Annotated in this window: 14 protein-coding genes and 1 pseudogene; 6 read left to right on the plus strand and 9 right to left on the minus strand. The window is 60.5% G+C overall.

The genetic code is table 11. The features are described from left to right. Positions 1–31 precede the first annotated feature (31 nt). Both rpsJ and JJN09_RS23210 read right to left on the minus strand, forming a co-directional pair. Entirely contained in the window at positions 32–343 is a 312-nt protein-coding gene (gene rpsJ, locus JJN09_RS23205) for a 30S ribosomal protein S10 (RefSeq protein WP_003186070.1), read from the minus strand. Positions 344–500: 157 nt separating this feature from the next. Further along, positions 501–935, minus strand: a pseudogene (locus JJN09_RS23210) (EF-Tu/IF-2/RF-3 family GTPase); the annotation flags it as partial. A 430-nt stretch (positions 936–1,365) separates the two neighbouring features. On the opposite strand from JJN09_RS23210, the gene JJN09_RS23215 reads away from it, so the two are divergent. After that, positions 1,366–1,731: a DUF6124 family protein gene (locus JJN09_RS23215; protein ID WP_249483935.1), complete on the plus strand. Its 366-nt coding sequence runs from the start codon at positions 1,366–1,368 to the stop codon at positions 1,729–1,731. An 88-nt stretch (positions 1,732–1,819) separates the two neighbouring features. After that, a complete protein-coding gene (locus tag JJN09_RS23220) occupies positions 1,820–2,179 on the plus strand; it encodes a DUF6124 family protein (protein WP_249483936.1) in 360 nt (119 codons plus the stop codon). A gap of 526 nt (positions 2,180–2,705) precedes the next feature. Here the strand turns inward: JJN09_RS23220 and JJN09_RS23225 are convergent. From JJN09_RS23225 to inhA, 3 genes are all read right to left on the minus strand, one after another. Further along, a complete protein-coding gene (locus tag JJN09_RS23225) occupies positions 2,706–4,271 on the minus strand; it encodes a PAS domain-containing methyl-accepting chemotaxis protein (RefSeq protein ID WP_096822476.1) in 1,566 nt (521 codons plus the stop codon). 102 nt (positions 4,272–4,373) lie between these two features. Further along, on the minus strand, positions 4,374–5,165 hold the full coding sequence (locus JJN09_RS23230; protein WP_249483937.1) for a CPBP family intramembrane glutamic endopeptidase: 792 nt from the start codon (positions 5,163–5,165) through the stop codon (positions 4,374–4,376). Between the two features lie 231 nt (positions 5,166–5,396). Continuing rightward, positions 5,397–6,083 (minus strand): isonitrile hydratase, encoded by a 687-nt coding sequence (gene inhA, locus JJN09_RS23235; RefSeq protein WP_249483938.1) that lies wholly within the window; start codon positions 6,081–6,083, stop codon positions 5,397–5,399. A gap of 88 nt (positions 6,084–6,171) precedes the next feature. On the opposite strand from inhA, the gene JJN09_RS23240 reads away from it, so the two are divergent. Next, on the plus strand, positions 6,172–7,155 hold the full coding sequence (locus tag JJN09_RS23240; RefSeq protein WP_249483939.1) for a GlxA family transcriptional regulator: 984 nt from the start codon (positions 6,172–6,174) through the stop codon (positions 7,153–7,155). Here the strand turns inward: JJN09_RS23240 and JJN09_RS23245 are convergent. The 4 genes from JJN09_RS23245 to JJN09_RS23260 all read right to left on the minus strand — a co-directional run bounded on the left by JJN09_RS23245 (position 7,124) and on the right by JJN09_RS23260 (position 11,351). After that, positions 7,124–8,023, minus strand: coding sequence for an alpha/beta fold hydrolase (locus JJN09_RS23245; RefSeq protein WP_249483940.1), 900 nt, complete (start codon positions 8,021–8,023; stop codon positions 7,124–7,126). The genes JJN09_RS23240 and JJN09_RS23245 overlap by 32 nt on opposite strands. Positions 8,024–8,033: 10 nt before the next feature. Continuing rightward, positions 8,034–8,423: a hypothetical protein gene (locus JJN09_RS23250; RefSeq protein WP_249483941.1), complete on the minus strand. Its 390-nt coding sequence runs from the start codon at positions 8,421–8,423 to the stop codon at positions 8,034–8,036. Between the two features lie 308 nt (positions 8,424–8,731). Beyond that, positions 8,732–10,558, minus strand: coding sequence for a glycoside hydrolase family 15 protein (locus JJN09_RS23255; protein ID WP_249483942.1), 1,827 nt, complete (start codon positions 10,556–10,558; stop codon positions 8,732–8,734). Next, positions 10,551–11,351, minus strand: coding sequence for a glucose 1-dehydrogenase (locus tag JJN09_RS23260; RefSeq protein WP_249483943.1), 801 nt, complete (start codon positions 11,349–11,351; stop codon positions 10,551–10,553). Before JJN09_RS23260 ends, JJN09_RS23255 begins: the two co-directional genes overlap by 8 nt. Positions 11,352–11,559: 208 nt before the next feature. Between JJN09_RS23260 and JJN09_RS23265 the strand changes: the two genes are divergently transcribed. The 3 genes from JJN09_RS23265 to JJN09_RS23275 all read left to right on the plus strand — a co-directional run bounded on the left by JJN09_RS23265 (position 11,560) and on the right by JJN09_RS23275 (position 14,568). Continuing rightward, the gene (locus JJN09_RS23265; RefSeq protein WP_102621948.1) at positions 11,560–12,732 is read left to right on the plus strand and encodes an MFS transporter; all 1,173 of its coding nucleotides are present in this window, start codon (positions 11,560–11,562) and stop codon (positions 12,730–12,732) included. Between the two features lie 72 nt (positions 12,733–12,804). Beyond that, positions 12,805–13,545 carry a thioesterase II family protein gene (locus JJN09_RS23270; RefSeq protein ID WP_249483944.1) on the plus strand — a complete coding sequence of 247 codons (741 nt, stop codon included), beginning with the start codon at positions 12,805–12,807 and terminating at the stop codon, positions 13,543–13,545. 39 nt (positions 13,546–13,584) lie between these two features. Further along, positions 13,585–14,568 (plus strand): TauD/TfdA family dioxygenase, encoded by a 984-nt coding sequence (locus tag JJN09_RS23275; RefSeq protein ID WP_249483945.1) that lies wholly within the window; start codon positions 13,585–13,587, stop codon positions 14,566–14,568. Positions 14,569–14,727 lie beyond the last annotated feature (159 nt).

The raw sequence follows: 14,727 nt of genomic DNA on the forward strand, positions 1-14,727 counted from the left end.
TTTCAGAGCGTTACACGACTAAGACCGAGTCTTAGCCGAGGCTGATCTGCACTTCCACACCGGCCGCAAGATCAAGCTTCATAAGTGCATCAACGGTTTTATCCGTTGGCTGGACGATGTCCAGAACGCGCTTATGAGTGCGGATTTCGTACTGGTCACGCGCGTCTTTGTTGACGTGCGGGGAAACCAGAACGGTAAACCGCTCTTTACGGGTAGGCAGTGGAATTGGACCACGCACTTGAGCACCAGTACGTTTCGCGGTTTCCACGATTTCCTGGGTTGATTGGTCGATCAGGCGATGGTCAAAAGCCTTCAACCTGATACGGATTTGCTGATTTTGCATTGGATTTCAGACTCCGGCTGCTATTCCCACCGGGCGCAATACGCCCGTTAAAAGGAGGCGCAATTCTATAGACGCCCCAGATAGGTGTCAACCCAATAAAAAAGCCCCCGCTAAGCGGGGGCTTTTTCAACTCATCAAAGCTATCTCAAAAAAGAGATTACTCGATGATTTTGGCTACGACGCCAGCGCCGACGGTACGACCGCCTTCACGGATAGCGAAACGCAGACCGTCTTCCATCGCGATGGTTTTGATCAGGGTAACAGTCATCTGAATGTTGTCACCTGGCATTACCATTTCAACGCCTTCTGGCAGCTCGCAGTTACCAGTCACGTCAGTAGTACGGAAGTAGAACTGTGGACGGTAGCCTTTGAAGAACGGAGTGTGACGACCGCCTTCTTCCTTGCTCAGAACGTAAACTTCTGCGGTGAACTTGGTGTGCGGCTTAACCGAACCCGGCTTAACCAGAACCTGACCACGCTCAACGTCGTCACGCTTGGTGCCACGCAGCAGAACGCCGCAGTTCTCGCCAGCACGACCTTCGTCGAGCAGTTTGCGGAACATTTCAACACCGGTGCAGGTGGTGACGGTAGTGGGAAGGTTTCACTGACACGCCACCAAAACTGAAAGCTCCCACAGCCCAGCATTTCCATCAAATAAACACGATCGCCTGGCCACGTTTAAAGTACACGAACCGTTACGCCATAAGGGCTACAACACCTTGCGTCGTTGCCTACGCGTACGCCAGAATCCGCCGGCTTACGCGGTTCGGAAAGGGCTATATCGTTTCCCTGTCACTGAAAAACAGTGATCGGGTTTGGTAGCCCGCTTCGAAACCGTCGTATGGCGTCACCATATGCAGTCCCTTATTTGGGGCTCAGATTTTATGGTGGGCATGCGCGGGGCTCCTTTGTGAGCGCCGGGTTTCCCGTTTCGACCGGTCTACCAACCCGCGTATGGCCACCACCCTTCGTTTGGTAGCGAGGGTGATGGCTCCTAAACATTCGAAACTGGAGTTACGTCTATGTTCAAAGCCACACCCAACCCGCCAGAAACCGATTCAATCCCCTACGACGCCGCACTCGAAGCCGAAAACATAAAAATGGCAACCGAGCGGGCGATCAATCATTACCTCGATCCTGGGGCGCAGAAGACGTCCAAGCCCTCGCGTAAGCCGGGCAAGATCTATCTGGTCAATCCAACCATGGATGACGAAACGCTACTGGTCGAAGCGTGCGAAACGCTGTCGTCGGCCAGTGACATGGCCCGGGATATTGGCGACACCGTCGATCCGTCGCAGCGCAAGGCGATGCAGATACTGCAGCAGGTCATCATGCTGAGTGAGCTGCTGGTCAATCGTGTGCTGGATAACCATCACGTCTCGCGGTAGTTGCCGCCTCGGAGAGGGACTTGTCCCCTCACTGCCTGGCAGCCATCTATACAAATCCTCAAGCGACTCTTTTTCGGAGTTCCAGCTGATGTCCCAGACCGTCATTCCACCGTTAGAAGATCCGGTGTCCCCCTACGAGTTTCCCGATTCAAGAAAACTCCACGACGCCGCCGAACGCGCCCTCGACTATTACCTGACCCCGACAGCCCGGATCATGGCCACTCCCTACACCCCAAACGACATGTTCATGGTCAACCCGCAAACCGACACGGAGTCCTTGCTGGCCAATGCCTGCGAATCCCTCGCGTCAGCCACGGTCATGCTCGGTGACTTTGCCGGCCTGCTGGAAGGGCCGAACCGCAAGACACTGTTGGGCATTGCGCAAGTGGTGATGTTGGGTGAGTTGGCGGTGAATCAGGCGCTGGATAACCTCGTGCCGAAGGAATAAACGGCACAAAAAAACCGGAAGCGTTTGCCTTCCGGTTTTTTTATCGATATCACACGGTCACAGCCTGCCAGAGATCACAAATTGATCGAATGCTTTCTGCCCATCACGCGCAGCTCGCCGCACATCAAGGAATGTAAGTTCGCCCCGGACTTCCTTTCTCACAGGTTTGTCGGTCCTGATCATCGGATTCTGCGTAGGTGGTGTATTCATGCTGGCTAGCCCATGTGAATAGGTTTGAACGACAAAGTAGAGCGGGGCTTCATCGCGTGCCAGTCAGTTGGGTCTGATTCAGTTGTAGGCACTGTCCGCGCTTTTTGAATGAGATTTTCGCCAGCAGGCTGGGCCTCTTCGCGGGCAAGCCCGCTCCCACAATGGGTGGTGGTGTTGCGAGATTTCGTGGCCAATGCGAAACCCTGTGGGAGTGGGCTTGCCCACGAAGAGGGCGGTGCTGGCTACGTCCATTTCAGACTGGCAATAAAAACCCCGGAAGCTTTCGCTGTCCGGGGTTTCTTTATTGCCAGAGCAATCAGCGGTTAAACCGCTCCACCAACGAGTATTGCGTGTTGGCAGTCTTCGTCAGCTCTTCACTCAGCAACGCCGAGTTATGCGCCTGTTCCGAAGTCTGGTCCGCCAACTCCGAAATATTGCTGATGTTGCGGCTGATTTCTTCAGCCACGGCACTTTGCTCTTCGGTCGCGGCGGCGATCTGGGTGGTCATGTCGGTGATGTTGGCCACCGCTTCGCTGATGCCCACCAGGGCCTGATCCGCTTCCAGAACCCGTGCCACGCCTTCTTCAGCCTGACGATGCCCGGCTTCCATGGTTTGTACGGCGCTGGATGCAGTCTGTTGCAGCTTGGCGATCAGGGCGTGGATCTGCCCGGTGGATTCGCTGGTGCGTTGCGCCAGTTGGCGGACTTCGTCGGCGACCACGGCAAAACCACGGCCCATTTCGCCGGCACGCGCGGCTTCAATCGCGGCGTTGAGCGCGAGCAGGTTGGTCTGGTCGGCGATGCCTTTGATCACGTCGACCACGCCGCCGATTTCGTCGCTGTCCTTGGCCAGTTGGGTGACGGTCAGGCCGGTTTCACCGACCACGACCGACAGGCGCTGGATGGCTTCGCGGGTTTCGCCGGCGATGTCGCGGCCGCGACCGGTCAGGCGGTTGGCTTCCTGGGTGGCGTCGGCGGTGCGCTGGACGTGGCTCGCCACTTCTTGCGTGGTGGCGGCCATCTGGTTGACGGCGGTGGCGACCTGTTCGGTTTCCACGCGCTGGCGTTCCAGGCCGATGGAGCTGTTGTGCGCCAGGCTGTCGGACTGCTTGGCCTGATCGGTCAGGTGCTCGGCGGTGTCCTGCAGACGGGTCAGGCAGGTTTTCAGGCGGGCTTCCTGGCTGAGGATCGACATTTCCAGACGCGCCTGGGCGCCACGGCTGTCGGTGTACATCTGCGCGATCAGTGGGTCGGACGTGGTCTGCTCGGCCAGACGCAGCAGGCGTTTGAGCCCGCGTTGTTGCCATTGCAGGCCCAGCAGGCCCAGCGGCACCGACAGACCGGCGGCGAGGGCGAAGCCCCACTGCGAGTTGAGGGTGGCGCCGATCATGAAGCTCAACTGGCTGACCAGAATGAACGGCAGCCAGTCCTGCACGATCGGCAGCCATTTGTCGCTCGAAGGAATCGCCGACTTGCCCTGGTTGATGCGTTGGTAGAGCGCTTCGGCACGGCGGATCTGTTCGGCGGACGGCTTGACCCGCACCGACTCGTAACCGACCACCTGACTGCCATCGAACACCGGCGTTACATAGGCGTTCACCCAGTAATGATCACCGGTCTTGCAGCGATTCTTGACAATGCCCATCCATGGCAAGCCTTGTTTCAGTGTGCCCCACATGTGCGAAAACACCGCAGCCGGGACGTCGGGGTGACGAACCAGGTTGTGCGGCGCACGGATCAGTTCCTCACGCGAAAACCCGCTGATTTCGACGAAAGCGTCGTTGCAGTAGGTGATCACGCCTTTGGCGTCGGTTGTGGAAATCAACCGTTGCTGAGCCGGGAAAGTCCGTTCGCGTTGTGTAATGGGCTGGTTATTACGCATGGTTTTTCAATCCGCAAGGCTTTGAAAGGTTGTCGGCGGGGTCGGCGATTTGTTGAAGTTTTTTTTCATTTATAAGTACGGCGTCGCAAAACGGGACTTGCTTCAACCCGCGAGCATCGGATAGGTGAACAGGCCGAAGTGCAGCAGGTTCAGACCAAAGTGCGTCATGATCGCCGCGCCGAGCCCGCCAAAACGGTAGGCCAGACCATAGCCGACACCCGCCAGGCCCGCCAGCAACACCCATTGCCACCCGGCGCCCACATGCACCAGGCCGAACAGCAGGGACGCGAGCAGCAGCGCGAGGTTTTCGCCGTAGGGCAGGTGTTTGAAATGCCGACTCAGGCCACCCTGTATATAGCCGCGAAACAGCGCTTCTTCGACCAGCGTCACCAGCAGCAGATTGTTCAGCACCCACAGCCACGCCTGATCCGGCCATTTCGGTGCCCAGGCGATCATGCCCAGCAACACCGCGCCACCCAGCGCCAGGATCACACTCAACGTCAAAGCCAGTGCGGTGGCGTACACGGTCAGGCGCAACGAGCGCCGCGCGACAATCCACGGGCAGGCCAGCAACAGCCAGAAGCCAATCAGCGGTTTGTCGAGATTCACGAACATCGAGAACGGCACGGCGTTGTCGGTGAAGCGCTGCGCCGGAATGGCCCGGCCGTTGTAGAAGCCTGGCAGCCAATGCATGGCCAGCGCCAGGGCCAGTACGACAAACAGGCCATGACCGAGAAAACGCCCGACCGGCACGGTTTGCTGGCGCACGGCGTAACCGGCGAAAACCAGCAGTGCAATGGAGATCAGCGCCAGCCAGCCGAGCTGGCCGAAACTCAGCGCCAATCCGTAACCAAGGCTGAGAAGCCCGAGATAGAGCCATGGCAGAGCTGTCATGGAAAGTCCTTGTGCACGATTTGTGGACAGGCTTTCTACACGGGTGGGGGCGAGGGGACAAGTGAAGTTGAGGTGAGAAACCGGGACAAAACAAAAACCTGTAGCTGACACCGAGACCTGTGGGAGCTGGCTTGCCAGCGATGAGGCCTGTACAGCCGACATCTTCATCTACTGATGTACCGCTATCGCTAGCAAGCCAGCTCCCACAGGTATTTGTATAAGGCTGAAATGTCAGCGCAGGTTGAGTTTTGCCGCGGCACGCTCGGTGATTTCAGTGCGCAACTTCAGCGAAGGCGCTGCACGTTTGCGTGCCTCATCGACAACCGCGCTCGGCGCCATCTCTGGACTGCCGGAATCAAACGGCGGCGCCGGCGCATATTCCAGCTGCAACTGCACCAGTTGCGCCGTGTCGACGCCGACCAGTTCTTGCGCCAGCGTCAGGGCAAAATCGATCCCGGCGGTGATGCCACCCCCGGTAAACAGATTGCCGTCACGCACCACCCGATCCTTCACCGGGATCGCGCCCAGTGTCGGCAGCAGATCGTGATAAGCCCAGTGTGTGGTCGCCCGTTTGCCCTGCAACAGACCCGCCGCGCCGAGCACCAGCGAACCGGTGCACACCGACGTCACGTAACGCGCCTGCGCCGCTTGCGACTTGATGAACGCCAGCGTCTGTTCATCTTCCATCAACGGCCCAACGCCCGCGCCGCCGGGTACGCAGATCACGTCCAGATCCGGGCAGTCCTCGAAGGTGGTGGTCGGTTTCAGCACCAGCCCGGTGCTGGCGGTGACCGGCACCAGATCCTTCCAGATCAGGTGCACTTGCACGTCCGGTAACGAGGCCAGCACGTCATACGGGCCGGTCAGGTCGAGTTGCTGCACCTGGGGAAACAACAGAAAACCGATCTGCAACGCCATGATTCATCTCCGTGAAAAGGGGTGGACGGCTTCACTGTAGGCGCGTAGGTTTTGGCGCATACGCCAATCAGCCCACGAATTACGCCAAATGCCGAAAACCATCCACGTACTCGCGTTCGCCAATGTGCAACTGCTCGATGTCACCGGGCCGTTGCAGGTCTTCGCCTCGGCCAACGACATTGCCCGCCAGCAGGGTTTGCCTGCGCCTTACGCGCCAACGGTCATCGCCAGCGGCGGCGGGACGGTGAGCTCGTCTGCCGGGTTGGCGATGCTGGCCGAACCGCTGCCGAAACAGCCAAGCGATACGCTGATCATCGCCGGCGGCTGGGGCGTCTACGCTGCTGCCGAAGACGCCGATTTGGTGAGTTGGGTGCGTGAACATGCGAGCGGCTGCCGGCGCGTGGCCTCGGTCTGTACCGGCGCATTTCTGCTGGCTGCCAGCGGCTGGCTCGACGGTCGCCGGGTCGTCACCCACTGGACCCGTTGCGAGCAACTGGCGCAGAAGCACCCGCGCTTGCAGGTCGAGCCCAATCCGATCTTCATCAACGACGGCCCGGTCTGGACCTCAGCGGGCGTCACCGCCGGCATCGACCTGGCGCTGGCCATGGTCGAAGACGACCTCGGTCGCGACATGGCCCTGGACGTCGCCCGGCAACTGGTGGTGTTCCTCAAGCGCCCAGGCGGGCAGTCGCAATTCAGCGTGACGCTGTCACTGCAAAAACAGGGCAACCGCTTCGATGATTTACACGCGTGGATTGCCGAACACTTGACCTGCGATCTGGGCATTCCGACCCTCGCCGAACAGGCCGGCATGAGCGAGCGCAGTTTCGTCCGTCACTACCGCGCCGACACTGGCCAGACCCCGGCCCGCGCCATCGAACTGATCCGCGTCGAAACCGCCCGCCGGTTGTTGAGTGATACCGGATTGCCGATCAAACGGGTCGCGACCAACTGTGGATTTGGCAGTGAAGAGACCTTAAGACGCAGTTTTCTGCGGGCCATGGGCGTGACGCCGCAGGCGTATCGGGAGCGGTTTTCGGTCAGTGCTGGAGCAGATCCAGTAATGCCTTGAGCGTCTCGCCCGGCGCTTCCTCGGGAATGTTATGCCCGACACCGGCCAGCACCCGCCGCTCATAAGGCCCGATGAAGTGGTGCGCATCTTCATCGTCATCTGGCGCCGGACCGACGCCATCATCCGCACCGCACAGCGAAATCGTCGGCACGCCGATTGCTGGCTGTTTCTCCAGCGCCTGCTCCATCCCCTCCAGTGCCGGATCGCCCGGCGCATACATGAAGCGATGTCGGTAGGAGTGAATCACCACCTCGACGAAATCCGGGTTGTCGAACGCCGGTGCGCTCAACGGATAACGCTCGGCGTTCCGCGCCCAGGTCGGTGACCACAACTGCCACAGCAATTCGCACAGCGCCCGACGATTCTGCGTCAATCCTTCAACGCCACGGGGCGTGTGGAAGTAATACTGATACCAATAGCGATGTTCGCTCTGCGGATCCAGCGGCTGGGTCGAATGCGGAATGTCCTGCAGATTGTAGCCATCACCCGTCACCAGCCCGCGCACACGCTCGGGATACAACGCCGCCACAATGCACGCCGCCCGACCGCCCCAGTCATAACCGCACAACGTCGCTTGCTCGATCCCTAGCGCATCCATCAGATCCAGCAGATCCTGGGCCAGCGCCGCTTGCTGGCCGGAGCGCAGTGTGTCCGGGCTGTTGAAACGGGTCGGCCCGTAACCGCGCAGGTACGGCACGATCACCCGATAGCCTTTGGCGGCGAGGGGCGGGGCGATTTCGTCGTAGGCGCGGGGGGAGTAGGGGAAGCCGTGGAGCAAGATGACCGGCGTGCCGTTTTCCGGGCCGTGATGCTCATAGGCGATGGTCAGACTTTCAGTCTTGCAAAACTGCATCACGGCTTGGGTCATACGGGATTCCTCAAGTTTCAGCTTCCGCCACCTGATTGAAATACTTGCTGCGATCCGGCGTAAACGTCACCACCATTTTCGTCCGCGTGCAGGTCATGACCCGTTCGGAACCCAGATCAATATCCAGATCTTCCCCACGCAAACCCTGCCACTGGGCCAAGTACTTCAGCGATCCGTATTTTTCATTCTTCTTCAGGCTGCGACTGACGCCACCTTTCCAGCCGAGTACCGGCAATTCGTCGGCGCGGCAGCGTTGGGCGAGGTCGGGGAAGCGGGTGGCGCGCTGACGGCCGATTTCCCAGCATTTGATCAGGCCCTTGTCGGCGGCTTCCCACAGTTCGTCGCGGGTCAGGCCCGTGCGCAGAGGAGAATCGATCTGGCGGTGGATGCGTTGGCTCATTCTGGTTCCTTGAATCGGGTTTTTATTGGACAGCTCCGCTGTGCCCGTTGCGGTGGATGGTAGGGGGGGATGTAACAGCTGGCAACAAGGTATTTCGGGGTGTAAGTGCGAGTTGCGGGCCAAGCGTTACACGGGGTTGGCAGGTTTTTGTAGGCCGTGCCATCAACAAGTTGTATCGAAAGGAATCGATTGTGTGGGCCAGCCCTTCAACCGCAAGGCTCGGGGGTGTTTGCCGTTCGTAGGTGGCCATCCTACAAACGGCGATTGGAGTTGAGATCTTTCTTACAGCGTGTGGCGAAAAATGATGACTACGGCTGCCAGTAATTCTTCTCCCCACTCAACTTGCGATCAAGAAAACTCGCCGCACTGATCAGCGCCAGATGCGTCAATGCCTGTGGCGTGTTGCCCAGATGCCGGCCACGGTTGTCGAACTCTTCCGCGTACAACCCCAGCGGATTGGCGTAGCGCAGCAGTTGTACGAACTCCAGATGAGCCTTTTCCACTTGCCCGGCCCGGGCCAGGCATTCCACGTACCAGAACGAGCACGCAGCGAAGGCGCCTTCGGTGCCGGATAAACCATCGATGCCCGCATCGTCGTTGCGATAGCGGTAAACCATTCCGTCGCGCACCAGATGTTTTTCGATGGCTTCCAGCGTCGCGAGCCAGCGTGGGTCCTTGGCACTGACGAAACGCACCAGCGGCATCAACAACATCGAGCCATCCAGCGCGGTGCCGCCCTGGTATTGCACAAAATGCCCGCGTTCTTCGTTCCAGAAGTTGTCCCAGATGTCGGCATGAATCGCCTGACGCGTCTGGTCCCATCGGGCGAAGGGTGCCGGCAGCGAGCGTTTCGAGGCCAGGCGGATGGCCCGGTCCAGCGCCACCCAGCACATCAGCCGCGAATGCAGAAAGTGATGTTGCTCACCGCGCATTTCCCAGATGCCTACGTCCTTGGTCTGCCAGGTCTCACAGACCTGATCGACCACTTCCATCACATGTTTCCAGCCTTCGTGGGAAATGGCGTCGCCGTACTTGTTGACCAGATAAACGGCGTCCATCAGTTCGCCGAAGATATCCAGTTGAATCTGGTCGTACGCACCATTGCCGATGCGCACTGGTTTTGCGCCGCCATGCCCGGACAAATGCGAGAGTTCGGTTTCCGGAAGTTCCTGGCGTCCGTCGATGGCGTAGAGGATGTTCAGCTTCATCGATTGGCCGCTGCAATCGCTGACCCGCCCGCGCAACCAGCGCATGTAGCCGTTGGCTTCGTCGACAAAGCCCAGGCGCATGAAGGCGTAGACGGTGAACGACGCGTCGCGGATCCAGGTGTAGCGATAGTCCCAATTGCGCTCGCCGCCGGGTGTCTCCGGCAGGCCGAACGTAGCGGCGGCGAGGATTGCGCCGTGCTGGCGCGAGGTCAGCAGCTTCAGGGCGAGAGCCGAGCGGTTGACCATTTCGCGCCAGCGACCGCGGTAGTTGGACTGGCCAATCCAGTCGCGCCAGAACTTCAGGGTGCGCTCAATGCACAGCTGCGCGGCGCCTTCGGCAAAACGCGGATCGTCGCTGGCGCCGAGCATGAACGCTGCCGTCTGATCCTGTTTGAGAGTGAATTGTGCGACTGCTGCATCGTTATCGACGCTCAAGGTTTGATCCGAGGCCAGCCGTAGCGTTGGCTGCCCGCTGGCGCTGAAAAGTACATCCTTCTTGTCGATTGCGGCGTGAGTTTCAGCGCGGGCGTAGTCATGCCGAACGGCGCAGTGCAGATGAAACGTCGCCTGCCCGCTGACCACTCGCACCCGGCGGATCAACAATGGCAACGCATCGTCGTTGTCGCCAATGGGCAACAGGTCGGTGATTTCCACCACGGCGTGGTCGCTGAGCCAACGGGTTTGCAGGACGTTGGTGTCCGGCAGGTAAATTTGCTCGCGCCGGGCATCTGGCAGGTCCGGCGCGAGCTGGAAAATCCCGGCATCGGGGGTGTCCAGCAGCGAACAAAAGATCGACGGGCTGTCGAACTCCGGCCAGCAGAAGAAATCCACGCTGCCCTTGTCATTGACCAGCGCGGCGCTGCGCATGTCGCCGATGATGCCGTGGGCGTCGATGGGGCTTTGTCGTTCGGAATGATGCTCAGCCATTGCCACGGAACTCCGGATAGAGGCTCATGCCGCCGTCGATGAACAGGGTGGTGCCGACGATGTAGTCGGAAGCATCGGAGGCGAGGAACACCACCGCGTTGGCCACGTCCTCGACATCGCCGATGCGCCCGTAAGGGATGAGTTTGAGCAGGGCTTGCCCGGCGTCGCCTTCGGTGGCGTCTTTATTGATGGCCGTGCGGATTGCCCCCGGTGCGATGCCGTTGATGCGGATTCGCTGGTGGCTGACTTCCTGGGCCAGGGTCTGCATCAATTGATCGACGCCGCCCTTGGAGGCGGCGTAGTTCACATGCCCGGCCCAGGGAATGCGCTGGTGCACCGAGCTCATGTGGATGATTTTGCCGGCGGCCCGCGACACGCCTTCGCGCACGCCCTGGCGGTTGAAGATCCGCAGCGCGGCGCGGGCGCAGAGGAACTGTCCGGTGAGGTTGACGCCAATCACCGTGTTCCAGTCGGCCAACGACATATCCACAGCCGCCGCGTCTTTTTGCAGGCCGGAATTGGCCACCAGAATGTCCAGCGTGCCGAAAGCGTCGAGGGTTTGCTGGAACAGTCGCTCTACCTCTTCTTCCTTCGAAACATCGGCGCCGATGGCAATGGCCTGGCCACCGTCGGCGACAATCTGCCGGGCCAGCGCTTCGGCCGGTTCGGCTTGTCGGTTGTAGTTGATGACCACGGCGGCACCGGCAGCGGCCAGGGCTTTGGCGGCGCCATGGCCGATGCCGGAGCTGGCGCCGGTGACAAGTGCCACTTGGCGGGCGAGGGAAATCTGCATGCGGGGTCGCGCCTTGGGTTGAGGGCTTACTTAGCTGACTGGCGGCCGGCGGCGAGAGTTCATCCGCGTACATGAAATGATCGACAGCTTGGCGCCGCAGCGATTGGCCTTGCATGCCACAGGGACTTCACACTCCACCAACAATTCCTCGCTTTCCCGCCCGTCAGGCTTTGTGGCAAGTTGGCCGCCCCTGATGAGGCTGTATCCGATGGCAAACCCTTACCGCGAACTGTTCAACGCCCCCGGCGCCCGGGCCTTTGTGATGGCCGGGATGATCGCGCGCATGCCGATTTCCATGACCGGCATCGGCGTGATCACCATGCTCTCGCAATTGACCGGCGGTTATGCGTTGGCAGGCGGGGTGGCGGCGACCTTTGCTTTGGCCACGGCGTTCTGCGCGCCGCAGGTGTCGCGGCTGGTGGACCGTTACGGTCAGGGACGGATTTTGCCGGTGTCGGCGCTGATCGGTGGCGGGGCGTTGCTGATGTTGCTGCTGTGCACCCGTTTGCAGGCGCCGACCTGGACGCTGTTCATCTGCGCCGCGCTGGCCGGTTGCATGCCGAGCATGTCGGCGATGGTGCGGGCGCGCTGGACGGAAATCTATCGTGGCCAGCCGCAATTGCAGACCGCGTATGCGCTGGAATCGGTGCTCGACGAAGTCTGCTTTATCGTCGGGCCGCCGCTGTCGGTGGGGCTGTGCGTCGGCGTGTTTCCCGAGGCCGGGCCACTGGCGGCGCTGTTGATGCTGGCGATCGGCGTGACGGCGTTTGTCGCGCAGCGCAGCACCGAGCCGCCGGTGCACCCTCACGAATCAGAGCATCAAGGTTCGATCATTCGTTCGACCGACGTGCAATGGCTGCTGCTGTTGATGGTCGCCATGGGCATGATCGTCGGCGTGGTCGATGTGGTTAGCGTTGCGTTCGCCCAGCAACAAGGGCAACCGGCGGCGGCGAGCATCGTGTTGTCGGTGTACGCCATCGGTTCCTGTTTGGCGGGTATCGCGTTTGGTGCGATGCGCTCGAAACTGCCGTTGCCGCGCCTCTTTCTCTACGGCGGCCTGGCGACGGCGGTGACCACGCTGCCGTTGCTGCTGGCGACCAATATTTTCGGATTGTCCGTGGCGGTGTTCATCGCCGGGCTGTTCTTCTCGCCAACATTGATTGTGGCGATGGCGTTGATCGAGCGCATCGTGCCGCCGGCCAAACTCACCGAAGGCCTGACCTGGCTGGTGACCGGCCTGAGCATTGGCGTGGCCATCGGTGCCGCTGGTTCCGGCGCACTGGTGGATGCGTTCGGCGCCCGCAGCGGGTTCTGGCTGGCGATCGCTGCGGGTGCGGTGGTGCTGTGTTCGGCGGTGCAGAGTTTCCGTCATTTGAAGTGATCGATGCACCGGACTAATTCCCGCTGTACCTCATCCGTTCTCTTTTACAGATAACCCATTGAGGTAAACGCGGTGACAAAGCTGACACTGCTGTGCCTGCCCTATTCGGGCGCCAGCGCCATGGTCTACAGCCGCTGGCGGCGCCAGCTGCCGTCGTGGATGCAACTGCAACCGGTGGAGTTGCCCGGGCGCGGCGCGCGCTACGACGAACCCCTGCAAATCGACATGCGGGCCCTTGCCCGGCAATTGGCCCGCGAGCATAAACCTTCGCTGCAGGCGCCCTATGCGTTGTTCGGGCATAGCCTGGGCGCGCTGCTCGCGTGTGAACTGGCCCATGCCTTTCGCGAACTTGGTGCACCCGAGCCGGTGGCGCTGTTTGCCTCCGGTACGGCCGCTCCGAGCATGCGCAGCGACTACGACCGCGGTTTTTCCGAGGCTCGCAGCGACGAGGAGTTGATCGAGCAGTTGCGCACCTTTCAGGGCACCAGCGAAGAAGTCCTGGCCAATCAGGAGCTGATGAGCCTGACGCTGCCGGTCCTGCGTGCCGATTTCATGATGTGCGGACGCTTCACGCCGATTGAACGGCCTCTGCTCAATTGTCCGGTGCATGTGCTGGGCGGCAAGGAAGACCGGGCGACCACCGAACAATTGATCGGCTGGAGCAAAGAGACGCTGGGAAGCTTCTCGGTGGACATGATGACCGGTGGTCATTTCTTCATTCATGAGCATGAAGCCCGGGTCATCCGCACGCTCAAGAGTCACCTGGAAGCCCATCACCGGCGCCATGCGCTGTCGGCGGCACCGGCGCTGTGAAGCGCGGTTCACCTATCGAGTGTTTTGAGGAGGCCAGTCATGGCTGTTGCTGAGGGATTTTCTGTCCGTCCGTTGTTGCCGCACCGCGGTCGCCTGCCGCTGCTGGTGGAGGCAAGCGACGCCGATACAGACTTGCTGGCGGTGTTCGACGAATTGAAGACACTGGTCGATGAGCATCTGCTGCAAGACGGCGGTGTGCTGTTTCGCGGGTTCCGGCTGGACGGCGCAGAACGCTTTCGCGAGTTTGCGGCGAGCTTCGGTCATCCGCTGTTGAACTACGAGTTTGGCTCGACGCCGCGCACCAATGTGACCCAGGGTGTGTACACCTCCACCGAATACCCGGCGCACCAGAGTATTCCGCTGCACAACGAGCAGGCGTACTCCCGGGACTGGCCGATGAAGATCTGGTTCTACAGCATGATCGCGGCAAAGTCCGGTGGCGAAACGCCGATTGCCGACAGTCGTGAAGTGTATCGTCGGATTCCGGTGGCGATCCGCGAGCGTTTCGTCAGCAAGGGGCTGATGTATGTGCGCAACTTCGGTAACGGGCTGGATGTGGCCTGGGAAGATGTGTTCAACACCGAAGACCAGGCTGAGGTCGAGGCCTACTGCCAGGCTCACGGCATTGTCTGCGAGTGGAAGGACGACGGTGAGCTGCGCACCCGCCAGACCTGTCAGGCCGTCGCGCAGCACCCGGTCACCGGGGACATGGTCTGGTTCAATCAGGCGCACCTGTTCCATATTTCCAACCTGCAACCGGAAGTGCGCGAGAGCCTGCTGGACATCGTCGATGAAGAGGACTTGCCGCGTAACGTCTACTACGGTGACGGTTCGCCGATTGAAGATGAGGTCCTGAGCCAGATCCGTGCTGTGCTCGACGAATGCGCCATCAGCTTCCCTTGGCAGGAAGGCGATGTGCTGATGCTCGACAACATGTTGTCGGCTCATGCCCGCTCGCCGTTCGAAGGCCCGCGCAAGGTCATCGTGGCCATGGCCGAAGGTCACTCCCAGGACGCACTCTGACCCGTTGCGACAGTTGAACGGGTTATTGTCGAAGCCGGTCAAGTACCGGCTTCGGCATTTGTGCGTCAGTCCCTGTTGCCCTCGACCGGGGATTGCCCGGCCTCGCTAAATCATTGCGTTTGCCATTCGTTCTTGTTGATACGACCGGGCCTCCTGGTC

Source organism: Pseudomonas sp. HS6 (genome assembly GCF_023375815.1).
GTDB lineage: Bacteria > Pseudomonadota > Gammaproteobacteria > Pseudomonadales > Pseudomonadaceae > Aquipseudomonas.